This is a genomic window from Arthrobacter sp. efr-133-R2A-120 (genome assembly GCF_030209835.1).
Classification (GTDB): Bacteria; Actinomycetota; Actinomycetes; order Actinomycetales; family Micrococcaceae; genus Arthrobacter.
Window position 1 is genome coordinate 15,768 of record NZ_JARVRF010000021.1, and the last position, 21,465, is coordinate 37,232.

Genomic DNA, 21,465 nt, shown 5'->3' on the forward strand with positions numbered 1-21,465 from the left:
TTGTCGTTATCAGGCCTCTAAACGACATTAACTGCGAGTCAGTTGGGTCAGAACGCGGGGAGTTAGTGGGTCAGGTCCTTGCCCTTGGTTTCCGGGATCATGAAGGCGAACGCGATGCCGATGGCCAGCAGGATCACGGCGTAGACGTTGAACATGTTGGCCTGGCCGATGCTGCCGAGCCACGTCTGGAGGTACGGGGCCGTCCCGCCGAAGACCGCAACGCAAATGGAGTACGGGACACCGACACCGACGGTGCGGATCTTGGTCGGGAACAGTTCGGCGTACACGGCCGGGACAATCGAGGCGCTGCCGGCAATGAAAAACAACATCACAGACATCGAAACGGCCAGCTGCCAGGGCGAATCCTTCAGGAGCCACGTCATGGGGAAGTGCAGCAATGCGGCACCGGCAGAGCTCACGATCAGCACGGGCTTGCGGCCGATGCGGTCGGATAGCTTGCCCCAGAACGGCAGCGACGCGATGAACGCGACGTTACCGATGACCCCGGCCCACAAGGCTGCGCCACGATCCATCTTGAGGCTGCTCGCCGCGTAGCTCGGTGCCACGACGCCCCAAATGTAGTAGACAACCGTGAGGCCAACGGTCAGGCCAATAACCTGCAGGGCCTGCTTGCGGTACTTGACGATCTGCGGCCACATGGGCTCGCGCTTTTCCTTCGGCGCTTCGGCTTCGAATGCCTCGGTCTCCTTCATCTTGGCCCGCATGACCAAGGCATAGATGCCTAGGGCGCCGCCAACCAGGAACGGGACGCGCCAGCCCCACGCGTTCATGTCGGCCTTGCTCAGCACACCGGTCAGGATGGCGCCCAGCAGGGTCCCGGCGAGGATGCCCGCGGTGCCGGAGGTGTAGATGAGGGTCGCCCAGAAGCCGCGTTTTTCCTTGGGTGCCATTTCGGACAGATACGTTTGCGACGACGGCAGCTCGCCACCGTGGGCGAGGCCCTGGATGAGGCGGGCCACCAAGAGCATGACGGATGCCAGGGCCCCAACGGCCTGGAATGTCGGGGCGATACCGATCAACAGGCTGCCGACAGCCGCGAGCCCGACGGCGATGGTCATGGACGTCTTGCGGCCGATCCGGTCGCCGATCCAGCCGAAGACGAAGCCGCCGAACGGCCGGGCCACGAATCCGACGGCGAAGATCGCCAGAGTGGAGAGGACCGCGGAGGTGGGGTCGGCGCTGCTGAAGAGCGCGCTGGCGATGAAGGGCGAGAACGTGGCGTAGATGGCCCAGTCGTACCATTCGACGGCGTTGCCGATGCCGGTACCGACGAGGGTTCGCAGATGGGACTTGTGAACCTGGGCTGTGGCTGAAGCGCCTACGGTTGCGGTCATGTCTTGCTCCAAGGTTTGGGGTGGTGGTTAGTTGGCGGCGGCGAGGGTGGCGATGCGGGAGACCGCGAGCTCTGCGTAGAGCGCCGCACCATCGGACAGGACGCCGTCGTCGAACGTGGCGTAAGCGGAGTGGTTGAACGGTGAGGTGGTGTGGTCCACGCCCCGCGGCACGGCGCTGAGGCCCACGAAGGTTCCCGGAACCTCGGCCAGGACCCGGGAGAAATCCTCCGAGCCGCTCATCGGCGTGGCCCAGCGGGAGAGCCGGGAATCGCCGAACATGTCCGAGATGACGTTCTCGGCCGTGTGGGTCTCGTCCTCGTCAGTGACGGTCATGGGGTATTCGCTGCGGTAGTCGACGTCCACCTCCAGGCCGTGCGCTGAGGCAATGCCCTTGAGAAGCTGCGGAATCGCGGTCATCATCCGGTCGCGGGAAGCTTCCGAGAACGTACGGATGGTGGCTTCGAAACGCGCGGATTCGGGGATGACGTTGCGCTTGGTACCTGCCTGCAGCACGCCAACGGTCAGGACTACGGGATCGAACATGTTGAACTGCCGCGTGATCATGACCTGCAGGGCCGTCACCATTTCCGCGGCCGCGGTCACGGGGTCCTTGGCCGCATGCGGCGCCGAGCCATGGCCGCCGGCACCGAGGACCGTGACGAAGAGTCCGTCCGAGGCGCTCATCATGACGCCCGGTTTGGTGCAGAACTGGCCGTACGGCTCCAGGGACGAGAAGACATGCATGCCATAAGCGGCGTCAACACGGCGGCCGGCAGCGTCCAGGACGCCTTCGCGGATCATGTGGCCCGCGCCGTCGAAGCCTTCTTCGCCCGGCTGGAACATCAGGACGACGTCGCCGGCCAGCTGGTCGCGTCGCTCGGCCAAGAGGGTTGCGGCTCCGGCGAGCATGGACGTGTGGAGGTCGTGGCCGCACGCGTGCATGGCGCCGTCGATCTTCGAGGAGAACTCGACGCCGGTGCGCTCCTGGACGGGAAGGCCGTCCATGTCGGCGCGGAGCAACACAGTTGGCTTGTCCGCTGAAGCGTGCGCCGCGCCGCCGCGCAAGACCGCGGTGACCGACGTCGTGCTCTCGCCAAGGGTGATTTCGTACGGGAGTCCGTCGAGCGCCTTGAGCACCTTTTCCTGGGTGCGCGGGAGGTCCAGGCCGATTTCCGGTTCCTCGTGGAGCTCGTGGCGGAACCGGGCGATTTCTCCCTGCATCTCTTTGGCGTCTGAGGCGATCGACATCTGTTCTCCTGTTTCCTGAACGATTGGTAGGTATCCATAGCCATTGTGGAGTGACTAGCCTCACAATCTTCCAAAGCCCTGAAAAAATTCACGATTGTGCCAGAATTGACAGGAATCACGCATCGTTTAGGAGGGGATCGCTGATGGAACTCAGTGAAGAGGACCTCCGGTTGATCAATGCCCTCCAGATCTCGCCGCGGATCAGTTGGTCCGACGCCGCGGAGGTCCTGGGCGTCCATGCCACCACGTTGGCCTCCCGATGGGACCGCTTGCGCGAATCCGGAGCCGCTTGGACCACGGCGCACCTTATGGGCGACCCCAAGCATGCCTGCCTTGCCCTGTTGGACGTGGACTGCGAAATGCACCTCCGGCCCGAGGTTACGGCCGCGCTCGCTGCCATCCCGGAGATCATCACGGTTGAGGAGGCCGCCAGCAACCGGGACCTCATGCTGACCGTGATCACCCAGGACCTGGGGGAGTTCAGCAGCCGGCTATTGCCCCAGCTCAAGGAAATCCGGGGGCTCACCAAGTACCGGACGTCGCTCTGCACCCGGATCCACACGAGCGGCTATGCGTGGCGGCTCAACGTCCTGAGCAGGGCGGAGCAGCAGGCGCTGCGCGCCCTCGCCGGGCCGGAAGCGCTCAATCCGTCCGCCCCCTACGCCCAGGTCACCCCGCTGCCGGAGAGCCATATGGCACTCTTTCCGTTCCTCGCCCGGGACGGAAGGGCCTCCGCCGCGGAGATCGCTCGCGCCCTGGGACGGCACCCAGCCACGGTGCAGCGGCAGCTAGGCCGGGTGCTCGCGAGCCGGATGCTGTCCTTCCGCTGCGAAATCGCCCAGCAATTCTCGGGCTATCCCATGACGTGCCAGTGGTTCGCGAACGTTCCAGCAGGCCAGCACGAGGCCGCGGCCGCCGAACTACGGGCCGTCAGGAACGTCAGGTTCACGGCCTCCACCACTGGCAGTACCAACTTTGTGATCATCATGTGGCTGCGCTCGCTGGCTGAGGTCATGGAGATGGAACTCGCCATCCAGCAGCGCATCCCGAGGATCGAACTGGTTGAAAGCGTCGTGATGCTGAGCACGGCCAAGCGAGTCGGGTGGATGCTGAACCCGGACTCGACGGCGACGGGCGCCGTCGTACCCACCGCCGCCGGCGGACTGCTCCCCGCGATCGAATGGACGACGACGGCGTGACTCGCCGTGCCGGGTAGGACAGCTAGGCCTGGAGGGCCTTGGCCCAAAGGTTGATGTCCGATTCGACGGCGAATTGGTCAATATTGTCCAACTCGTCGTTGGTGAAGTCGGGACCTGAGGTTGCCGCCAAATTGTCCTCCAGTTGCCGGACGCTGCTGGCGCCGATCAGAGCCGATGTGACAGGGATTCCCTTGTTCTGCGGGCGCAGCACCCAGGCAATGGCCATCTGGGCGAGCGTCTGCCCACGCTGCGCCGCGATCTCATTGAGGCCCCGTATCCGGGCCAGGTTCTCCTCCGAGAGCTGGGTGTCCACGAGCGACTTGCCCGCGGCCGCGCGGGAGTCCTCCGGGACGCCCTGCAGGTATCTGGAGGTCAGCAATCCTTGCGCAAGGGGCGAGAACGCGATGGCTCCTGCGCCCACCTGCTCAAGGGTTTCGAACAAGTTGGGGGAGCCGTGTTCGGTCCAGCGGTTGAGCATTGAGTACGAGGGCTGGTGGATCAGCAATGGTGTTCCAAGGTCCTGGAGGATGGCAGCTGCTTCGAGGGTCTTCTCCGGGGAGTATGAGGAAATGCCCGCGTACAGCGCCCTGCCAGATCGAACCGCGGTGTCGAGCGCTCCCATGGTCTCCTCAAGGGGAGTGTTGGGGTCCGGGCGGTGGCTGTAGAAGATATCCACGTAGTCCAGGCCCATGCGCTCGAGAGACTGGTCCAGGCTTGAGAGCAGGTATTTCCTGGATCCCCATTCCCCGTACGGGCCGGGCCACATGTGGTATCCAGCTTTGGTCGAGACGACGAGTTCGTCGCGGTACGGTTTGAAGTCGTCTCTGAGGTGCCGGCCGAAATTCGTTTCGGCACTGCCACCGGGCGGACCGTAGTTATTGGCGAGATCGAAGTGTGTGACTCCGAGGTCGAAAGCGCGGCGAAGGATGGCACGCTGTGTCTCAAAGGGCTTGTCGTCGCCGAAGTTATGCCAGAGGCCCAGTGAGACCGCCGGAAGTTTCAGACCGCTTCGCCCCACCCTTCGGTACGGCATCGAAGCATAGCGGTCCTGCGTGGGGTTGTAATTCATCAATCTAATTTCCCTTGGATACGGAGATGGAGAGGGGACATCGGGCGCGGGACATCGGACCCGGGGCTTATGTGCAGGCGTTTGTTCAGGGGGTTTTGCTGGCGTCGGACCCGCGTCTTTCTTCGGCTGCTTGTGCAGCTTCAGGAGTGCCCGTTCCGGCGCCGAAGCTGCCGAGCAACGCGAGTGAATCCGCTGACGAGGAACCCGGCGGGGCGGAATACACCCTTAGCGTCTGATCCGGATCGTCGGGCAGTGTGAGGTCTTCGACGTTCAATTCCAAGTCCCCGACGACGGGGTGGTGGAGCCGAACAATGCTCGCCGATGCTTTTGCCACCCGGTGCCCTGCCCACCACTTGCGGAAGTGCTCGCTGGACACCGCGAGTTCGCCAACGAGTTGACTTGCCTGCGCGTCGTTGGGGTGGCGCCCGATGTCCACGCGAAGGGACCCCACTGCATCAGATGCCACACTCTTCCAATCCCGGAAGAGCGATTGTGCGAGCGGATCCAGCATGATCCACCGGGTCAGGTTCCGTTCCGTTGGGGGCATCGCGGGGAAATCGGCAAGCAGGAGGATGGCGAGACGGTTTCCGGCCAGGACATCAGTGCGTCGGCCGAGGATAAGGGCGGGCACATTGCCCACGGCGTCGAGAAGCTGGTGCAGGGCAGGCCGTACTCGCTGCCCGGAAACGGGCGGACGCTCGGACAATGCGCAATTCTGCAAGAGGTCCATCATGTGTGCATGCTCGCCCGGATCCAAGTGCAGCGCCCGCGCCACGGAGTCAAGCACCGATCGGGAGGGGTGGATGTTGCGGCCCTGCTCCAGCCTTGTGTAATAGTCGGTACTCACATCAGCAAGCCGGGCGATCTCTTCACGGCGCAGACCCGGGACCCTGCGGGCACCGGAACTGGCGCTGATTCCGGCCTGCTCGGGCGTCAGCCGTGACCGCATTGCCTTCAGGAATTTTCCAAACTCTGCACTCTGACCCATGCCTTCAATTCTCCGCCGCCGGATTCGGGCTTTCCATAGGGAAGGTAGGTCGCTCAGTCCTAGGAAAACCAGGGAGCGGCACAGCTGCTGACATGGTTCCCGGCGCCGCATAACGTCGTCTGCAGGGACTCGACGAAACCGGTTTCCGGATGAATCGCTCCAGAAACCCACTAACCGCCACCCGAAAGAAACCGCGACCCGAAAGATGCCAGGCAAGAACGGGCATTTCGGTGCAACAAACGACAGAAGAGAACCATGGATTTTTCCCTCATGATGGCTTGCGTAGTCGTCAACTCCATCAACCATGAAGCACTCAGCGCATTGCCCAATGCCCCCGTTATCGCTCCACGACCACCCGGACGCACCCGTAGGCGACTGGTCCGTCTCCAGGCGACGCTGGCCAGCGTTCTACACCGAGCAGCATGGGCGATTGAGCTGTCAAAGACGCCGACGGGACACAAAATAAACACGACTGTATAAACGCGACCGTAGTTCTAGGCTGGGATGATGACAAGCCACGACGCGACAGCCGGCATACTGCAACGCCCCTATCTCCTGGCGACAGCAGGTGCCTGCGCGTTGGTCTTCCTGGCAGCTTTCGAATCAATGGCCGTCACCACCATCATGCCGCTAGTGAGCCGCGAGCTGGACGGTGCCGGACTCTATGCATTGGCGTTCGCCGGGCCGCTCGCCACGGGTGTGATCGGCATGGTCGCCGCAGGAAACTGGGCGGACAGGCGTGGTCCGGCCGCCCCGCTGTACGCATCCGTGGCGCTGTTCGCGGCCGGGCTATTCATCGCCGGTACCGCGGTTTCCATGCCGATGCTCGTGGCCGGCAGGCTCGTCCAAGGCCTCGGCGGAGGCGCGATGACCGTGGCGCTGTATGTGGTGATCGCCCGGGTGTACCCCGCCCGATTGCATGCCCAGGTCTTTGCCGCGTTCTCGGCGGCCTGGGTCGTTCCTTCGATGATTGGTCCCTTCGCCGCCGGCGTGGTTGCCCAGTTGAGCAGCTGGCACTGGGTGTTCCTCGGCGTCGTGGGCCTCGTTGTTCCGGCCTTGGCAATGATCCTCCCCGCCATGCGGGGCATGCGTTCCACGCCGGACCCACGGGAGGCAGGCTCACCGAAAGCGGACTCCCCGAAGGAGGCCGCCGGTGAGGCAAAGCCTGAGGGCGCCAACGTTCCCTGGGCATTCGGCCGCATGGGATGGGCCGCGCTCGCAGCCCTTGCGGTTCTCGGCCTGAACCTCTCCGGGCAGGTGCCCGGCGTCGGCTGGGTGATTGCCGCCGTCGCGCTCGTCATCGCAATGCTGGCAGTGCGGCCGCTGGTTCCGCACGGCACGCTCGGCGCGCACCGCGGATTGCCGAGCGTCATTTTGATGCGAGGCGTTGCTTCCGCAGCCTTCTTCGGTACCGAGGTTTACGTGCCGTACCTTCTCACGGAGCGATACTCGTTCTCTCCGGCATTTGCCGGACTCGCGCTGAGGGGATCGGCGATCGCCTGGGCAGGGGCATCCGCCGTCCAGGGCCGCATGGGTTCCCGGCTTGGCAATGCCCTTGCAATCAAGATCGGGTCTGCGCTGGTGCTCGGTTCGGTGGCAATCGTCCTCGTGACCACGGTGTTTTCGTGGCCCGCCGCAGTGGCGATCGCGGGCTGGCTGTTCGCGGGCGCCGGGATGGGCCTGATGTACCCGCGGTTGAGCGTCATGACCCTGGCACTCTCCAAGCCGGTGGATCAAGGCTTCAACAGTTCTGCAATGTCCATCGCCGATTCCCTCGGCGGCGCCCTCTCGCTCGCCGTGACGGGTCTCGTCTTCAGTGCGCTCACGACGACGGCGGGCTCGTTCGCGGGGGTGTTCGTACTGACGTCGAGCATCGCCACAGTCGGACTCATCATTTCGCCGCGGGTTGCCGTTCGGCGCTCTTCGGGCGCTGAACGTGTGGGGGACGCGGAGGCCCACCCCGCCGCGGAGGCGGACGACGTGCGGGCCTAGGGCGTGCGGGCCTCGGACGTCCGGGTGGCCCGGAGCACGCTGTCGATGGTGGTGGCGTGCTGGCCCTCAGGGCCCGTCACCCCGCGCTCCCTGGAATCGGCAACATTGATCCTCCACGAGCCCGGTCCGCGCGTGAGCGCCCCCACCAAGTCCTCGGGAGTGAAGAATTTGTCCTTCATATCCTTGTGCCCGCTCCACGGAGTCAGGCCATCCGGATGATGCCCGACCACCAGCAAAGCGCCGCCGGGAGCCACCGCTGCCGCGGCAGAGGCAAGGGAATCGCGCCACGGAAGAAGCGGAGAGTGTAGGAATTGGGAGGACACCAAGTCGAAGCCCCCTTCAGGGTGCCACGAGCCGAAGTTCCGCTGTAGCCACGTGATCCGGCCCTGTAGCCCGACGTCGGCGGCGTGGGCTTCTGCCCGTTCAAGCGCGACGGCGGAGACGTCCACCGCGGTCACCGTCCAGCCATGCTCGGCGAGCCAGATGGCGTCCGCGCCCTCTCCGCAGCCCAGGTCCAGGGCGGTGCCGGGAGCCAGTCCCTTGGCTTCGGCGATCAGCTGCGGATTGGGATTACCGCTCCACCTCTTCGCCTTTTCCCGGTAGACCTCGTCCCAAAACTGCGCCGGGTCGGCGTCCTGGTCAGGGTTGCTGTGAAGGTGGGCTCCGCTGTCGTGGATTTCGCTGTGAAGGTGGGCTCCGCTGTCGTGGATTTCGCTGTGAAGGTGGGCTCCGCCGTCGTGCTGGTGCGTCATGGCTCAAGCCTGCCCTGACGTGCGCCGCGAGGCAACGGCCAGGCCAGAAGACCCCTGTGGAAGGGCGGGCTGCTCGCGGATGCTAGAATGGATCTACTTGATGTGCAGTGATGCCCGCTTAGTCCCCGAATTTGGCGTAGTTCCAAACTTGGGAAGTGGGCTTTTTTCATGTGAGAGGCACATCCTGCGTCGATGAACGCGTTTTCTCTGGTCCCGGCCACGGCTTATTGCCTACCGGTCGATCACTGACTTTTTCCTCGGCGAACCCTTGGCCCAACCGGCGTCGGGGGACGATGTCCATTGGACACCGCCAGAAAGACCCGAAACACATGACTACTTTTGCTGCCCTTGGCACGCCCAAGGCCATCGCCGAGTCCCTCGCTGCAGATGGCATCGAAGAGGCTTTCCCCATCCAGGTCAAGACCCTCCCGGATACGCTCGCTGGCCGCGACGTCCTGGGCCGTGGCCGCACCGGCTCCGGCAAGACCATCGCTTTCGCTATCCCGCTCGTGGCGCGTCTCGCCGAGCGCGAAGCCAAGCACTTCCGCAAGCCCGGCCGCCCCATGGGACTGGTCCTCGCGCCGACCCGCGAGCTGGCCACACAGATCAACGCCACCATCGAACCGATGGCCAAGGCCATGGGCCTGAACACCACGGTCATCTACGGTGGCATCTCCCAGGCCCGCCAGGAAAAGGCGCTGCGCGCCGGCGTCGACATCGTCATCGCCTGCCCGGGCCGCCTTGAGGACCTCATCCGCCAGCGCATCCTGACCCTCGAAGCCGTCGAGATCACCGTGCTGGACGAGGCCGACCACATGGCCGATCTCGGCTTCCTCCCGGTGGTCAAGAAGCTCATGGACATGACCCCCACCCAGGGCCAGCGCCTGCTCTTCTCCGCGACGTTGGACAACGGTGTTGACAAGCTGGTCAACCGTTACCTGTCCAACCCGCTGACCCACTCCGTGGACGACCCGCAGGCCGCGGTGACCACCATGGAGCACCACGTCCTGGTGGTCAACGACCAGACCGTCAAGAAGCAGCTGATCGTGGAGCTGGCCTCCGGCGCTGGCCGCCGCGTCCTCTTCATGCGGACCAAGCACCACGCACGCAAGCTCGCCAAGACCCTCACCGACTGCGGCATCCCCGCTGTCGACCTTCACGGCAACCTGTCGCAGAATGCCCGTGACCGCAACCTCGCCGAGTTCTCCAGCGGAGAGGTCCGGGTCCTGGTGGCCACCGACGTCGCAGCCCGCGGCGTGCACGTAGACGACGTCGAACTCGTCATCCACGTTGACCCGCCCACAGAGCACAAGGCTTACCTGCACCGCTCCGGCCGTACGGCCCGCGCAGGTTCCGACGGCACTGTGGTCACGCTGACGCTCCCCGAGCAGCAGTCCGACGTCAAGAAGCTCATGAAGGCTGCCGGCGTCGACGTTTCGTTCGAACGCGTCACGGCCAACTCCCCGCTGGTTGCCGAGCTCGTGGGCGAGGTCGCCGACAAGGTTGACCCGCGCACCCGTGCGGCATTGCTCGCAGCGAAGACCCAGCAGCCGGGCGGCGGTACCTCCACAGGTGCCAATGCCCAGCGCAAACGGGCTCGTCGCTCCACACAGGCTGCACCCACTGCGGGTGGCCGTGGTGGTCGCGGTGGCCGCGGCAAGGTTTCGGCCGAGCCCGTACGCACCGACATCAACCGCGCCGAGCGCCGCGCAGCCGCGAACGACGACGTCGCCCGCAGCTCACGTGGACGCGGCAACGCAGCAGCCGGTCACCGCAACGACGTTCCTGGTGCTCGTGGCCAAGGTGCGCAGGGTGGTCGCAGCGGCCGTCCGGCGACAGGTCAGCGTGCTGCCGCTGGCAACCGCTCGGCGTCGGCTCCGCGGACGGAATCCGCAACGTCCACGCGCAGCAGTGGCAACAAGGCTGTGTGGTCCTCGAACACGGGCGGCAACTCCGGCGGCTCGTACGGCTCCGGCTCAGGCAACTCGGGTTCCGGCCGTCCGGCCCGCAGCGGCCCGCGCCGTGCCTCGGCTCCCGCGTCGAACGAGCGCCGCGGCCGCTAAGGCTACCACCCGCGCTCGCGCCATTCCGCAAGGTGTGGCCTCTCCGCACCGAGTGTGGTCGGATCTCCATGGCCCGGATGCACCACGGTGTCGTCCGGGTAGACCTCGAATAGCCGTTCGCTCACGTCGTTCAACAGCGAAGTGAAGCGGGCGGCGTCGTTCTGCGTGTTGCCAACGCCTCCGGGGAACAACGAGTCGCCGCTGAAAATGTGCGCGGGCCCTTCCGGGTCCAGGTACACGTAGGCGATCGAACCCGGAGTGTGGCCGCGCAAGTGCACCGCGGAGATGTCGAAACCGTCGAAGTTCCCCACATCGCCATGGTGCAGCGGAACATCCACGGGCACAGGCAGCGCGTCGGCGTCGTCCACTCCGGCCGAGGTCTTCGCGCCCGTAGCTTCCACCAACCCGGGAAGCGCACGGACGTGGTCCCAATGCTGGTGGGTGGTGGCGATGAGGGCCAGTTTCGGCGGCGATGCGGCGTCGGCGACCGACTCCGCAAGCATTGCTTGGATCGCCGGAAGGTCGTCCGCGGCGTCGATCAGGAGCTGCGCGCCGCTTGCCTTTGCGGTGAGCAGGTACACGTTGTTGTTCATCTCGCTGACCGAGATTCGCCGGATGGTGATGTCACGCAGTGAATGAATGAGTGAGTCCATTCGTCCACTCTACGGAAGCCGCCTGCGGCTCACCGACTACTCGCGGCCCTGCGAAACCCAGGTGGGATCCGCGGACCGTGAGCCGACGACGGCGTCCGCGGCGCCGTCGAGCACGTCCAGTTGGGCGGCACTCAACTCGAGCGACAAGGCACCCAGGTTCTCATCGATCCGGTGCGCTTTGCGCGTGCCGGGGATGGGGACCACGCTCAGCTCAAGGCGGCGGCCCTGGGCGAAAAGCCAAGCCAGAGCTACCTGGGCGGGAGTTGCATCCCGGCCGGTGCTCTCGGACAGCTCGGCGGCCACGGCACGCACCGCGGCAACAACCGCCTGGTTGGCGTCGAGTGCGTCGTCCGCAAAACGGGGGATGCGGTGCCGGAAATCGTTCTCGCCGAGTTGATCGGCGCTGACGGTTCCGGTGAGGAAGCCCCGGCCAAGCGGCGAATAGGGCACGAAGCCGACACCGAGCTCTGCCGCAGTCGGGACGACGTTGCGCTCAACGTCCCGGCTCCAGATTGACCACTCGCTCTGCACGGCGGCTATCGGGTGCACGGCGTTGGCTTCCCTCAGCTCCTCGGCTGTCACTTCAGACAGGCCAAGGTACCGGACTTTGCCTGCCCGGACAAGCTCTGCCATGGCCTCCACGGTTTCCACAATCGGAACGCGGAGGTCGCGGCGGTGCATGTAGTAGAGGTCGATGACATCGGCGCCCAGGCGACGGAGGCTTGCTTCCGCCGCCTGGGCCACGTACGCGGTGTCTCCCCGGACATCTGTGTAGCCCTCGCGCGGGTTGCCCACGATGCCGAACTTGGTGGCCAACTGGACCTCGTCGCGTCGGTCCTTCAGCAGCTTTGCGATCAGTTCCTCGTTGTCGCCCGCGCCGTAAATATCCGCGGTGTCGATGAAGCTGATGCCGGCATCCACGGCGTGGTGCAGCGTCTTGAGGGATTCGGCGGGATCCACTTCGCCATACACGGGGGTCAATGCCATCCCGCCGAAACCAAGGGGGCTCACGGCCAGGCCGTCGCCGAGTTGTACATTCGTGGTTTCCGGGCTCATCGTGCTTCTCCTTCGCCGAGTGTTCGTCTCACTGCTGGCAACTCCGTCGGGCGGGGGAGTATTCCGCGCTCATCGCCGGGCGGGCTCGGCCACTTCTTCACGCTTCTCCGTGGGAAGGGCCTTCAACCCGGCTGCGCAACCCACGATTCCCGCGATGAATAGCAGCTTGAGCGGGCTGGCTGGTTCGACGCCGGTGGCCATCGCCCAGCCGACCGTCAGCGCCGCGCCGATCCCGACCCAGACGGCGTAGGCCGTGCCCAGCGGAATCCACTTCACCGCGATGCCGAGGCCGATCATGCTGAGGGTCGCGGTGACGGCGAAGACCACGGTGGGGACGGCTTGGCTGAATCCGTCGGACAGACCGAGGGCCGTCGCCCACACAGCTTCGAGCACGGCGGAGGCCAGCAGAACGGCCCATGCAAACTTGGCTTTCATCGCTACGCCACCACCTTCAAGCCGACCACGCACACGCCGATCCCGGCGAGCAAGAGCAGCCGAGCCGCCGTCGGGCGCTCAACCTTGGTGATCATCGCGTAAGCCGCTGTGAGAACGACGCCGACTCCTACCCACACCGCATACGCGGTTCCGGTGGGAATGGTTTGCATGGCGAAGGCCAGGCCTGCGGTGCTCGCGACCACGGTGACGAGGAAGACGGCGGAGGGCAGCGGTTTGCGGAAGCCTTTGGAGCGGTGGAGTGCGGCCGCCCAGACGGCCTCGAGCGCTCCGGACAGAATGAGGATTAACCACGACATGACAGGTCCTTTGGCCAGTCTTGTCGCGTGCCGGGTACTGAACCGTCGTCCGGAGGTCCCTGTGCGGGCCTTCCTTCGAGGCTAGCAAAGCCCGACGCCGGGTGGCCAGCTTTGGTGGCGAGCCTCACCAAGGGACATGTCCGGTGCTGGGATCTAGGAGTGCGCATGCTCCACGCGGTCGATGGAGATGACGGCGAGGAATCCACGGCCCAGGATTTCCGGGCTGCTGGTGTCGGAACCCACTACTGCGTCGTAGCGGGCGAGTTCCACGGACTCCGCAGGCGCGACGGCGGCGGTTCCACCCTCGGAGCCGTCCAAGACCTCCGCAGACGCAGCCGATTCCGCAGGCTCCGCGCCGGGACTCACCGAAGCCCTACCCTCCAAAAGGACTGCCAACTGGCCTTCGAATACCGGGTGTGCGCGCTTCTTGGAGAGCTCGATGATGGACGTGTAGCCCTTGAATTCGCCGGCCCTGGCGATCACGTTGAGGTCCCGGATGTCGCCGGTGGGGAGTGCGCTGGCCGAAGCCGCTTCGCCTGAAAACCGGAAAGGCCGATACTTTTCCAGCGGGTGTTCTTCGCCATCCACCGTGAGCAGCAGCAATTCGCCGTCGATCACTGTGAGGACTCGCTCCATGCCAGGGAACGTCGAGAAATCGCCGGCCGATCCGACGTCGGCGATGCTGACCCGCCAGTCCCACGCTCCGTCTTGCGCGGACGCTGCTTTCGGATGGCTGGCGAGTTCGCGGGTCACCCCGCCTCCGTTGCGCCATGGTTCGGGTTTGAGCTCGGCAAAGCGGATGATCTCCATGCGCTCCAGCCTAGCCCGAGCCCGCCGTCGGCAGGCTGAGCGCTTGCGTAACATCGGTGCAATCTTGACGCGGTTCACCAATCCCGCGGGCCCTTGCTAACGTCGTAGGGAGGTAAACGGTTGGAGGCGCGGAATGTTCGTCAAAGTGTGCGGTTTGAGCACGCCTGAATCCGTGCAGGCCGCCGTCGAGTCCGGCGCGGACGCCGTGGGTTTCGTGCTGACGAAGAGTCCGCGCGAAGTATCGCCTGACCGTGCCCGAGACTTGCTGGTCCATGTACCGGACGGTGTGACCGCCGTCGGAGTCTTCCGTCACGAGGCAGCGGCCGATGCCGTCGCAACCGCGCGCGAGGCCGGCCTCGTATGGGTTCAGCTGCACGGAAGCCGTTCCCCGGAAGACGTTAAGACCGTGCACGACGCCGGCATGCGGCTCATCCGGGCCGTCACCGTGGGTGCCGCTCCGGACGAGTTCGAGGAGTGGGGCGAGGAACTTCTCCTGATCGACGCCGCAGTACCAGGTTCAGGCGAGGCGTGGGACTATTCCTCGGTCCGGAATCTGGGCCTGGGTGCACGCCACTGGTTGTTGGCTGGAGGATTGACCCCGTCCAACGTCGGGGCCGCGGCGTCCGAAGCCGAGGCCTGGGGCGTCGACGTGTCCAGCGGCGTGGAGTCCTCCCGCGGGGTGAAGGACCTCGACCTCGTTCGCGCCTTTGTCCACGCCGCAAAAGCCTGACGCCCCCACCCGAACGCTCGCTCCGATGATGTGAGCGAGGGTCCGCGGTTTTGCCCCCGAAGGTGAGCGAGCGTCGCAAGAAACCCTTGACAGCCGCCAGCCGCCGTCGCATATTTAACACATCGGCTAATTAGCCGATGTGTTAAATATAAAGGCGCTAGCGATGTCCACAGACCGGCTCAGTCTCATCTTCTCGGCACTGGCCGACCCCACCCGAAGGGCCATTCTGGCCCGGCTTTCGGAGGGTGAGGCCACGGTGAACGAGCTTGCCGAACCGTTCGACATCAGCCTGCCCGCCGTCTCCCGGCATCTCAAGGTCCTGGAAAACGCAGGGCTCATCAGCCGGAGCCGGAATGCGCAATGGCGGTCTTCCAAATTAGAAGCGGAACCACTGCGCGAAGCCACCGAATGGATGGACAAATACAGGCGCTTCTGGGATGCCAGTTTTATCCGCCTCGACGCCCACCTGCGCAAGATTCAGCACGATTCGAAGGATCCAGGAGCCAAGCAATGAACACGGAACAGCACATCCTCACCATGACCCGCGATTTCGATGCCCCACGCGAGCTCGTCTTCCAAGTCTTCGTGGACCCCGATCAGCTAGCCGCATGGTTCGGGCCGGTCGGCGTGGATTCGCCGCGCGACCGGATAACCGTCGACCCCCGGGTGGGCGGAGCCTGGCAGCTCGTCATGACCTGGGACGAGGACGGCGTCGCCAAGGAATCACCCATCGACGCGGTCATCACCGGATACGACCCGCCCGCCTTGCTGGTCGCCACCCAGAAAGCAGAGCCCGACGCCGGGATTACCCTTTTGCTGGAAATGCGCCTTGAGTTCGAGGTACTGGATGGCGGCCGCACGAGGCTTCATCTCACCCAGGGCCCCTTCGACTCCGAGCAATGGGTGGAAATGACCAGAGAGGGATGGGGCACCTCGTTCACCAAACTGGACACCGTGTTGGTGCGGGAATAGGGACGCGGTCCAAAAGGGGCCCGAAGTCAACTTGGAAGGTCGGTGCCCATTCGGGCTACACTCCACGACGGGGACAGAATGCCATTGCTCCGGAGACCGAACGGTTCCGGAGACAGACGATCAAGCAGAATGCGACCTTTTGAAAATCCTTTCCAAACCTCTTAACGGCCCTATCCGATACCTGACAGCCGCCCTCTTCGCCGCACTGGCGCTGTCCGGCTGCTCCACACAGGGAGGGGGCTCCGCCGCGGCGGGCACGCCGTCGTCCCCTTCTGCGGGCGACTCGGCCTCCGCAAGTGCAAGCCCAACTCCATCATCGGGGCCATTCGGGGGCTTCGCGTCTGCGGCCGAAATGTGCTCCACCATCTCCAAAGAAGCTACGGGCGCTTCGTTGCTTCCAATGTCGGCGGCGCAGGGGAAGACCGCCGAGCTGGAGCAATACAAGGCCGAGCTCACCGCCACGGCGGATCGGGTCCCGGAAGCGCTCAAGGCTGATTTCACCAACCTCAAGGACACTGCGATTGCAGGCTTGAAGGACCAAACCGTCTACTCGAGCGGCAAGTTCGAAAAAGCGATGGCTCCCGTTACGACCTGGCTGAGCGCCAACTGCAAGTAATCCTTTGTCCACTTAAGCGAATGAACAGGTAGCGCGGTCCCGGTGCCGCGGCAAGAATGGCTTCATGCAGCTGCCAGTCATGCCCCCTGTCGCACCCATGCTTGCCAAGGCGGTTGGCGCCATCCCGGACGGCGCCATGAGCTACGAGCCTAAATGGGATGGGTTCCGCTCCATCGTTTTTCGTGACGGTGACGACGTCGAAATCGGTAGTCGCAACGAGAAGCCCATGAACCGGTACTTCCCGGAGCTCATCGAGGCGGTGAAGGCAAACCTGCCCGAACGCTGCGTCCTCGACGGCGAGATTATCCTGGTCGGCAGATCCGGTGACCGCTTGGACTTTGAAGCCCTCCAGCAACGAATCCATCCGGCAGCCAGCAGGGTCAAGCTGTTGTCCGAGCAGACGCCGGCGAAATTCGTGGCCTTCGACTTGCTCGCCCTTGGCGATGAGGACTTCACGGGACGGCCCTTCGCCGAACGGCGGGCAGCGCTTGAAAAAGCACTCGCAGGCGCCGCTGCTCCCATCCACCTCACCGCGGCAACCCGGGACAAGGGAACGGCGGAGCAGTGGTTCAGCCAGTTCGAGGGCGCAGGCCTGGACGGCCTGCTCGCCAAGCCGCTGGATGGTACCTACCAACCGGACAAGCGCGTGATGTTCAAGGTCAAACACCAGCGGACCGCCGACTGCGTCGTGGCCGGCTACCGGGTTCATAAGACCGGCGACGACCTTATTGGTTCGCTCTTGTTGGGGCTTTATGACGACGGCGGCCGGCTTTCCAACGTGGGCGTGGTGGGTTCCTTCTCGATGCAGCGGCGCAAGGAACTGTTCGGCGAACTCCAACCCCTCGTGACTGGGTTCGATGGGCATCCCTGGGCATCGGCCGAGCAGGAGGAAGGCAGCCGGACACCCCGCAACGCCGAAGGCAGCCGCTGGAGCGCAGGGAAGGACCTGTCGTTCACGCCCCTGCGGCCAGAACTCGTTGTGGAAGTGGCTTACGACCACATGGAAGGGGAGCGGTTCAGGCACACAACGCAGTTCGTGCGGTGGCGGCCGGACAGGGATCCGGAGTCGTGCACCTATGGGCAGCTTGAGGAACCCGTGAAGTTCGATTTGTCAGCGGTCCTGGACGCCGGGAAACCATAAATCAGGGGGATTTCAGGGCGAACCCCTAGGCCCCGCCCGCGTCCCGCAAGGGACAATGGGAAATATGAAAACGCTGCTCAACATCATCTGGCTCGTCTTCGGTGGCTTCGTCCTTGCCTTGGGCTATTTCATGGCCGGAATTATCTGCTGCTTGTTGATCGTCACCATCCCGTGGGGCATCGCGTCGTTCCGGATTGCCTCGTACACCCTGTGGCCGTTTGGCCGCATGGTTGTGGACAAGCCCGGAAGTGGGGGCGTCTTTACGCTCCTGGGCAACGTCATCTGGTTGCTGGTTGCGGGCATTTGGATCGCGATCGGGCACGTAGTCACTGCGTTCGCCATGGCCATCACGATCATCGGGATCCCGCTGGCCATCGCCAACCTGAAGCTCATTCCGGTATCGCTCATGCCGCTGGGCAAGCAGATCGTGCCTAGCAAACGCCTCTTCGTCAGCACCTACCGCTAGCGCGGCAACGCCGGCCACCCGAAACCCCGCGTCGGGCATCAGACGCCATGGACTGTTCCGGAGTAGCGTAGGCCGTGTCTGCACTGCCTCCCCTCGAAAGGAACAGTCCATGTCCGCCGCCAGGAACACCGTTGCCAAGAACATCGTCGCCACCCTCAAAGCCAACAACGTCCAGCGCGTCTACGGGATCCCCGGGGATTCGCTGAACGGATTTACGGACGCGCTGAGGGAGGAAGAGAGCATCCGTTGGGTGCATGTCCGGCACGAAGAAGCCGCGGCGTTGGCGGCCGCAGCCGAGGCGGGCCTCACGGATGAACTCGCGGTGTGCGCCGGATCCTGCGGCCCGGGCAACCTGCACCTGATCAACGGCCTCTACGATGCCAACAAGTCCAGGGTTCCCGTGCTGGCCATCGCCGCCCACATTCCCAGCGAAGAGATCGGCAGCCAGTACTTCCAGGAGACACATCCCCAGGAGTTGTTCCGGGAGTGCAGCGTTTATGTCGAGCACGTCGCCCATCCTTCCCAGATGCCCAGGGTCTTGGAAATCGCCATGCGGACGGCCGTCGAGAAGCGGGGCGTCGCCGTCGTCGTGATTCCCGGCGATGTCGCCCTCGCGGAGGCGCAGAGCAACCGGACAGCGGTGATCCGGGCCGCCCGGCCGGAGATCCGGCCCAACCCGCGGGAGCTCGCCGAAGCAGCTGACATTCTCAACGCGGCAGGCAAAGTCACTATCCTGGCCGGCGCCGGCACCGCGGGTGCGCACGCCGAGGTCATGGCCCTGGCGGACGCGCTGGGCGCGCCGATCGTCCACGCGATGCGCGGCAAGGAGCACATCGAGTACGACAACCCCTTCGACGTCGGCATGACCGGCCTTTTGGGGTTCAGTTCCGGCTACCGCGCGATGGAGAGCTGCGAAGCCTTGCTTATGCTGGGCACCGATTTTCCGTACCAGCAGTTCTACCCGGAGAATGCCAAGATCATCCAGGTGGATATCAGGGGCGAGCAACTCGGCAGGCGTTCCCGGATCGATCTTGGCCTTGTGGGCACGGTCAAGGACACTGCGGCCTCGCTCCTGCCCTTGATCGAGCCCAAAAAAAGACGAACGCACCTCCAAGCCTCCCTCAAGCACTACGCCAAGTCCCGTGCAAAACTCGACGACCTGGCCTCTCCGGCCAAAGACGGCCAGCCCATCCATCCGCAGTTCGTGGGCAGGCTCGTGGATGAGGTGGCGGCCCCGGATGCGGTTTTCACGTGCGACGTCGGGTCCCCCACCGTGTGGGCCGCCCGGTACCTGAGCATGAACGGCCGACGCCGGCTGCTCGGCTCGTTCAACCACGGAACCATGGCCAACGCCCTGTCCCACGGAATCGGTGCGGCCGCCTCGTACCCCGGGCGCCAGGTGGTGGCCCTGGCCGGCGACGGCGGCCTGACCATGCTTCTCGGCGAGCTGATCACCTTGGTGCAGAACAAGCTCCCCGTCAAAGTGGTGGTCTTCAACAACTCCTCGCTGAACTTCGTCGAGCTCGAAATGAAGGCCGCCGGATTCGTCAATTTCGGCACCGAGCTCGAGAATCCGGACTTCGCCAAACTGGCAGAATCGCTGGGCATCCGGGGAATCCGGGTGGACAACTCCTCCGGGTTGAAGGCGGGGCTGGCTGAAGCGTTCGCGCACGACGGTCCGGCCCTCATCGACGTCCGCACGGCCCGGCAGGAACTGTCCATTCCGCCGGCAATCAGCGCCGAACAGGTCAAGGGCTTCACGCTCTACGCAATCCGGACGGTCCTCTCCGGCCGCGGCGACCAGCTCATCGACCTGGCGAAGACCAACATCCGCCAGATATTCTGAACCGAACCCCGCACGGGACTACCCAGCCGTCACGGCTCCGGTTCGCGGATCGAAACTGAAGCTGCGCTCCACGACCGGCGCGCCGCCGTCGTCCGCCACCGCGAAAGTCAGCTCAAGCGAGTCCCGTGCCAGATCCTCCTCGGTGACGGTGTAAACCGGCGTGAAATACAGTGCTTCCGCGCCCGGTGCCAGATCGGCTGGCGGGAAGTCGGCCGGGTTCGCGTGCGGTCCCAGGAGTACGACGCCGGACGCCGCCTGGGTGCCCAGGTTGCGGGTTCGTCCGGTGAAGGCGAGGATGTCCCCGGCTTTGTAGCCCGGAATGATGGGCCCGTAGTTGAGGTCCTGTGCTTCGCGGGTTCCGAGGATTTGCGCCTGCTCCGCCGAGTAGCCCTGGCCCACTTCCTTCCATGTCTGCACGTCCCAATCACCGTCGTTGTCCGGGGAGATGACGTGGAATTCGCCAGCGTTCTGCCACACAGGGGGCCGGCCGGGAGTGATGGAGCGCAGTTCCATGTGAAACTCGAGCTGGTCGGGCTGGGTTTCAGGCGCACCCGCACCCGCACCGGCCGGGCCCACGAGCTGCCCCGTCAGCTGATCCGCCGGGACTGAAACGAAGACGATCTCGCGGTATCCCTGCCGCTCGTACAGGACGCCGATGTTGCCATCCCGAAGCCGCGCCGCGGTCGAGTAGGCCGAGCTTCCCTCGCACAGGACCAGCTTGGCGGGCCAGCTGGCCCCGTTGTCCGTGGACAGGCTGAGGACCGTATTGCGCCGCAGGGACGTGTCCTGGTTGTTGCTCGCGAGCAGCCAGTTGTTCGTGGCCGGGGTGGACAGGGACGCCACATTCGGGAGGCCGTCGAAGCGGACAAGCGAGCCGTTGTCGCTCGGGTCGGGGAGGTCCTCGACCGGTTCCAGCCGGCTCCACGTCTCGCCGCCGTCATGGGAGATCGCTGCCTGGCGCCGTGGCGTGGCGCGCGAGTGCAGGAGGAGGCGGCCGTCGTCGAGGCAAGCGACCTTGTTCTCGTTGGGACCGACCCCGTCCGGACCCTTTCCGATGAGCGATCCGAGCGTCCAAGTCTCGCCGTGGTCGTCGCTGTACGCGGAAGCCGCCATGATTTCGCCGTCCACGAGCACCACGAATTGTTGCACCAGACGTCCGGCGAACGGACCGGTGTGCATCTGGATTCCCTGCCCGGCCGCGGCGAAAATCCCCGTGATGCCGCGGTCGCGAGCGTCGGCACGAGCGCCCGGCTTGAGCTGATCGGTGAGCCGCCGATGCTGCCACGTGACGCCGTCGTCGTCGGAAAAGCTGACGTCGCAGTGCTGAACGTCGTCATCCGGTTCCAGCCCGCCCACTGCCTCGAAGAAACCAGCATGCGTCCCCGCGGCGTGGAACATGAAAATCCGCCCGGTCACGGCGTCCACCAAGAGGCTAGGATCGCCGTAGCCATTGAGCCCCGATCCGCTGCGGACCACCCGCTGTTCCTCCCAGCTGCGGCCATTGTCTGTGCTGCGCCGGAGCAGGAGATCGATCGGATTGGGCAGGTCGTCCAGGTTCGGTCGGCCGTCATAGGCGGCGAGCACGGTGCCCGCCGTCGAGACGGCCAGCGCAGGGATGCGGTACTGGCGGTAGCCGCCCGTGCCGCGCACCGCCAGGACGTGCTCGACGTCGGGACGGGCTTGGGGGAGTGTGGCGCCGCTGCGCTGGAGGTAGGAGGTCACACCTCCATGATACGAGATGGCGCCTTGGGTCCGCA

General features: G+C 64.9%; 21 protein-coding genes and 1 riboswitch. Of the genes, 10 read left to right on the forward strand and 11 right to left on the reverse strand.

The window, feature by feature from the left end; genetic code table 11:
- Nucleotides 1-62: 62 nt before the first annotated feature.
- Complete coding sequence (locus QRN52_RS11780) at nucleotides 63-1,355, reverse strand: MFS transporter (RefSeq protein ID WP_284752907.1); 1,293 nt, start codon at nucleotides 1,353-1,355, stop codon at nucleotides 63-65.
- A 27-nt stretch (nucleotides 1,356-1,382) separates the two neighbouring features.
- The gene (locus QRN52_RS11785) at nucleotides 1,383-2,603 is read right to left on the reverse strand and encodes a M20 metallopeptidase family protein (protein ID WP_284752908.1); all 1,221 of its coding nucleotides are present in this window, start codon (nucleotides 2,601-2,603) and stop codon (nucleotides 1,383-1,385) included.
- Between the two features lie 143 nt (nucleotides 2,604-2,746).
- Between QRN52_RS11785 and QRN52_RS11790 the strand changes: the two genes are divergently transcribed.
- On the forward strand, nucleotides 2,747-3,802 hold the full coding sequence (locus QRN52_RS11790) for an Lrp/AsnC family transcriptional regulator (protein ID WP_284752909.1): 1,056 nt from the start codon (nucleotides 2,747-2,749) through the stop codon (nucleotides 3,800-3,802).
- Between the two features lie 22 nt (nucleotides 3,803-3,824).
- Here QRN52_RS11790 and mgrA read toward each other — a convergent pair whose 3' ends face one another.
- Nucleotides 3,825-4,871: an L-glyceraldehyde 3-phosphate reductase gene (gene mgrA / locus QRN52_RS11795; protein ID WP_284752910.1), complete on the reverse strand. Its 1,047-nt coding sequence runs from the start codon at nucleotides 4,869-4,871 to the stop codon at nucleotides 3,825-3,827.
- 85 nt (nucleotides 4,872-4,956) lie between these two features.
- A complete protein-coding gene (locus QRN52_RS11800) occupies nucleotides 4,957-5,859 on the reverse strand; it encodes a helix-turn-helix transcriptional regulator (RefSeq protein ID WP_284752911.1) in 903 nt (300 codons plus the stop codon).
- A 507-nt stretch (nucleotides 5,860-6,366) separates the two neighbouring features.
- On the opposite strand from QRN52_RS11800, the gene QRN52_RS11805 reads away from it, so the two are divergent.
- Nucleotides 6,367-7,851: an MFS transporter gene (locus tag QRN52_RS11805; protein ID WP_284752912.1), complete on the forward strand. Its 1,485-nt coding sequence runs from the start codon at nucleotides 6,367-6,369 to the stop codon at nucleotides 7,849-7,851.
- Here the strand turns inward: QRN52_RS11805 and QRN52_RS11810 are convergent.
- Complete coding sequence (locus tag QRN52_RS11810) at nucleotides 7,848-8,603, reverse strand: SAM-dependent methyltransferase (protein ID WP_284752913.1); 756 nt, start codon at nucleotides 8,601-8,603, stop codon at nucleotides 7,848-7,850. The two genes, QRN52_RS11805 and QRN52_RS11810, sit on opposite strands and share 4 nt — an antisense overlap.
- A 329-nt stretch (nucleotides 8,604-8,932) precedes the next feature.
- Here QRN52_RS11810 and QRN52_RS11815 point away from each other — a divergent pair, with 329 nt between their 5' ends.
- Nucleotides 8,933-10,666 carry a DEAD/DEAH box helicase gene (locus QRN52_RS11815; RefSeq protein WP_284752914.1) on the forward strand — a complete coding sequence of 578 codons (1,734 nt, stop codon included), beginning with the start codon at nucleotides 8,933-8,935 and terminating at the stop codon, nucleotides 10,664-10,666.
- Between the two features lie 2 nt (nucleotides 10,667-10,668).
- Here the strand turns inward: QRN52_RS11815 and QRN52_RS11820 are convergent, their stop codons facing one another.
- The 5 genes from QRN52_RS11820 to QRN52_RS11840 all read right to left on the reverse strand — a co-directional run bounded on the left by QRN52_RS11820 (nucleotide 10,669) and on the right by QRN52_RS11840 (nucleotide 13,937).
- Nucleotides 10,669-11,319 carry an MBL fold metallo-hydrolase gene (locus tag QRN52_RS11820; protein WP_284752915.1) on the reverse strand — a complete coding sequence of 217 codons (651 nt, stop codon included), beginning with the start codon at nucleotides 11,317-11,319 and terminating at the stop codon, nucleotides 10,669-10,671.
- 36 nt (nucleotides 11,320-11,355) lie between these two features.
- A complete protein-coding gene (locus QRN52_RS11825) occupies nucleotides 11,356-12,375 on the reverse strand; it encodes an aldo/keto reductase (protein WP_284752916.1) in 1,020 nt (339 codons plus the stop codon).
- A gap of 69 nt (nucleotides 12,376-12,444) precedes the next feature.
- Nucleotides 12,445-12,810, reverse strand: coding sequence for a DMT family transporter (locus tag QRN52_RS11830; RefSeq protein WP_284752917.1), 366 nt, complete (start codon nucleotides 12,808-12,810; stop codon nucleotides 12,445-12,447).
- Between the two features lie 2 nt (nucleotides 12,811-12,812).
- The gene (locus tag QRN52_RS11835) at nucleotides 12,813-13,127 is read right to left on the reverse strand and encodes a DMT family transporter (RefSeq protein ID WP_284752918.1); all 315 of its coding nucleotides are present in this window, start codon (nucleotides 13,125-13,127) and stop codon (nucleotides 12,813-12,815) included.
- A gap of 9 nt (nucleotides 13,128-13,136) precedes the next feature.
- A riboswitch (guanidine-III (ykkC-III) riboswitch) is annotated at nucleotides 13,137-13,202 on the reverse strand.
- Between the two features lie 78 nt (nucleotides 13,203-13,280).
- The gene (locus QRN52_RS11840; RefSeq protein ID WP_284752919.1) at nucleotides 13,281-13,937 is read right to left on the reverse strand and encodes a HutD/Ves family protein; all 657 of its coding nucleotides are present in this window, start codon (nucleotides 13,935-13,937) and stop codon (nucleotides 13,281-13,283) included.
- Between the two features lie 133 nt (nucleotides 13,938-14,070).
- Between QRN52_RS11840 and QRN52_RS11845 the strand changes: the two genes are divergently transcribed.
- The 7 genes from QRN52_RS11845 to poxB all read left to right on the forward strand — a co-directional run bounded on the left by QRN52_RS11845 (nucleotide 14,071) and on the right by poxB (nucleotide 19,708).
- Nucleotides 14,071-14,667, forward strand: coding sequence for a phosphoribosylanthranilate isomerase (locus QRN52_RS11845; RefSeq protein ID WP_284752920.1), 597 nt, complete (start codon nucleotides 14,071-14,073; stop codon nucleotides 14,665-14,667).
- A gap of 163 nt (nucleotides 14,668-14,830) precedes the next feature.
- Nucleotides 14,831-15,181 (forward strand): ArsR/SmtB family transcription factor, encoded by a 351-nt coding sequence (locus QRN52_RS11850; protein WP_284752921.1) that lies wholly within the window; start codon nucleotides 14,831-14,833, stop codon nucleotides 15,179-15,181.
- Nucleotides 15,178-15,639 carry an SRPBCC family protein gene (locus QRN52_RS11855; protein ID WP_284752922.1) on the forward strand — a complete coding sequence of 154 codons (462 nt, stop codon included), beginning with the start codon at nucleotides 15,178-15,180 and terminating at the stop codon, nucleotides 15,637-15,639. The genes QRN52_RS11850 and QRN52_RS11855 overlap by 4 nt, the downstream gene beginning before the upstream one ends.
- Before the next feature lie 400 nt (nucleotides 15,640-16,039).
- Complete coding sequence (locus QRN52_RS11860) at nucleotides 16,040-16,255, forward strand: hypothetical protein (RefSeq protein WP_284752923.1); 216 nt, start codon at nucleotides 16,040-16,042, stop codon at nucleotides 16,253-16,255.
- Between the two features lie 64 nt (nucleotides 16,256-16,319).
- Nucleotides 16,320-17,396 carry an ATP-dependent DNA ligase gene (locus tag QRN52_RS11865; RefSeq protein ID WP_284752924.1) on the forward strand — a complete coding sequence of 359 codons (1,077 nt, stop codon included), beginning with the start codon at nucleotides 16,320-16,322 and terminating at the stop codon, nucleotides 17,394-17,396.
- A gap of 64 nt (nucleotides 17,397-17,460) precedes the next feature.
- Nucleotides 17,461-17,862, forward strand: coding sequence for a YccF domain-containing protein (locus QRN52_RS11870; RefSeq protein ID WP_284752925.1), 402 nt, complete (start codon nucleotides 17,461-17,463; stop codon nucleotides 17,860-17,862).
- Between the two features lie 109 nt (nucleotides 17,863-17,971).
- Nucleotides 17,972-19,708, forward strand: a complete 1,737-nt coding sequence (poxB, locus tag QRN52_RS11875) for a ubiquinone-dependent pyruvate dehydrogenase (RefSeq protein ID WP_284752926.1) — start codon at nucleotides 17,972-17,974, stop codon at nucleotides 19,706-19,708.
- Between the two features lie 18 nt (nucleotides 19,709-19,726).
- On the opposite strand, the gene QRN52_RS11880 is transcribed toward poxB, so the two are convergent.
- A complete protein-coding gene (locus QRN52_RS11880; protein WP_284752927.1) occupies nucleotides 19,727-21,430 on the reverse strand; it encodes a sialidase family protein in 1,704 nt (567 codons plus the stop codon).
- Between the last annotated feature and the right edge of the window lie 35 nt (nucleotides 21,431-21,465).

Bases quoted from the DNA above. Each gene is read 5' to 3' on its own strand.
- QRN52_RS11780 (WP_284752907.1), bottom strand. From the start codon at position 1,355: ATGACCGCAACCGTAGGCGCTTCAGCCACAGCCCAGGTTCACAAGTCC.
- QRN52_RS11785 (WP_284752908.1), bottom strand. From the start codon at position 2,603: ATGTCGATCGCCTCAGACGCCAAAGAGATGCAGGGAGAAATCGCCCGG.
- QRN52_RS11790 (WP_284752909.1), top strand. From the start codon at position 2,747: ATGGAACTCAGTGAAGAGGACCTCCGGTTGATCAATGCCCTCCAGATC.
- mgrA (WP_284752910.1), bottom strand. From the start codon at position 4,871: ATGAATTACAACCCCACGCAGGACCGCTATGCTTCGATGCCGTACCGA.
- QRN52_RS11800 (WP_284752911.1), bottom strand. From the start codon at position 5,859: ATGGGTCAGAGTGCAGAGTTTGGAAAATTCCTGAAGGCAATGCGGTCA.
- QRN52_RS11805 (WP_284752912.1), top strand. From the start codon at position 6,367: ATGACAAGCCACGACGCGACAGCCGGCATACTGCAACGCCCCTATCTC.
- QRN52_RS11810 (WP_284752913.1), bottom strand. From the start codon at position 8,603: ATGACGCACCAGCACGACGGCGGAGCCCACCTTCACAGCGAAATCCAC.
- QRN52_RS11815 (WP_284752914.1), top strand. From the start codon at position 8,933: ATGACTACTTTTGCTGCCCTTGGCACGCCCAAGGCCATCGCCGAGTCC.
- QRN52_RS11820 (WP_284752915.1), bottom strand. From the start codon at position 11,319: ATGGACTCACTCATTCATTCACTGCGTGACATCACCATCCGGCGAATC.
- QRN52_RS11825 (WP_284752916.1), bottom strand. From the start codon at position 12,375: ATGAGCCCGGAAACCACGAATGTACAACTCGGCGACGGCCTGGCCGTG.
- QRN52_RS11830 (WP_284752917.1), bottom strand. From the start codon at position 12,810: ATGAAAGCCAAGTTTGCATGGGCCGTTCTGCTGGCCTCCGCCGTGCTC.
- QRN52_RS11835 (WP_284752918.1), bottom strand. From the start codon at position 13,127: ATGTCGTGGTTAATCCTCATTCTGTCCGGAGCGCTCGAGGCCGTCTGG.
- QRN52_RS11840 (WP_284752919.1), bottom strand. From the start codon at position 13,937: ATGGAGATCATCCGCTTTGCCGAGCTCAAACCCGAACCATGGCGCAAC.
- QRN52_RS11845 (WP_284752920.1), top strand. From the start codon at position 14,071: ATGTTCGTCAAAGTGTGCGGTTTGAGCACGCCTGAATCCGTGCAGGCC.
- QRN52_RS11850 (WP_284752921.1), top strand. From the start codon at position 14,831: ATGTCCACAGACCGGCTCAGTCTCATCTTCTCGGCACTGGCCGACCCC.
- QRN52_RS11855 (WP_284752922.1), top strand. From the start codon at position 15,178: ATGAACACGGAACAGCACATCCTCACCATGACCCGCGATTTCGATGCC.
- QRN52_RS11860 (WP_284752923.1), top strand. From the start codon at position 16,040: ATGTCGGCGGCGCAGGGGAAGACCGCCGAGCTGGAGCAATACAAGGCC.
- QRN52_RS11865 (WP_284752924.1), top strand. From the start codon at position 16,320: ATGCAGCTGCCAGTCATGCCCCCTGTCGCACCCATGCTTGCCAAGGCG.
- QRN52_RS11870 (WP_284752925.1), top strand. From the start codon at position 17,461: ATGAAAACGCTGCTCAACATCATCTGGCTCGTCTTCGGTGGCTTCGTC.
- poxB (WP_284752926.1), top strand. From the start codon at position 17,972: ATGTCCGCCGCCAGGAACACCGTTGCCAAGAACATCGTCGCCACCCTC.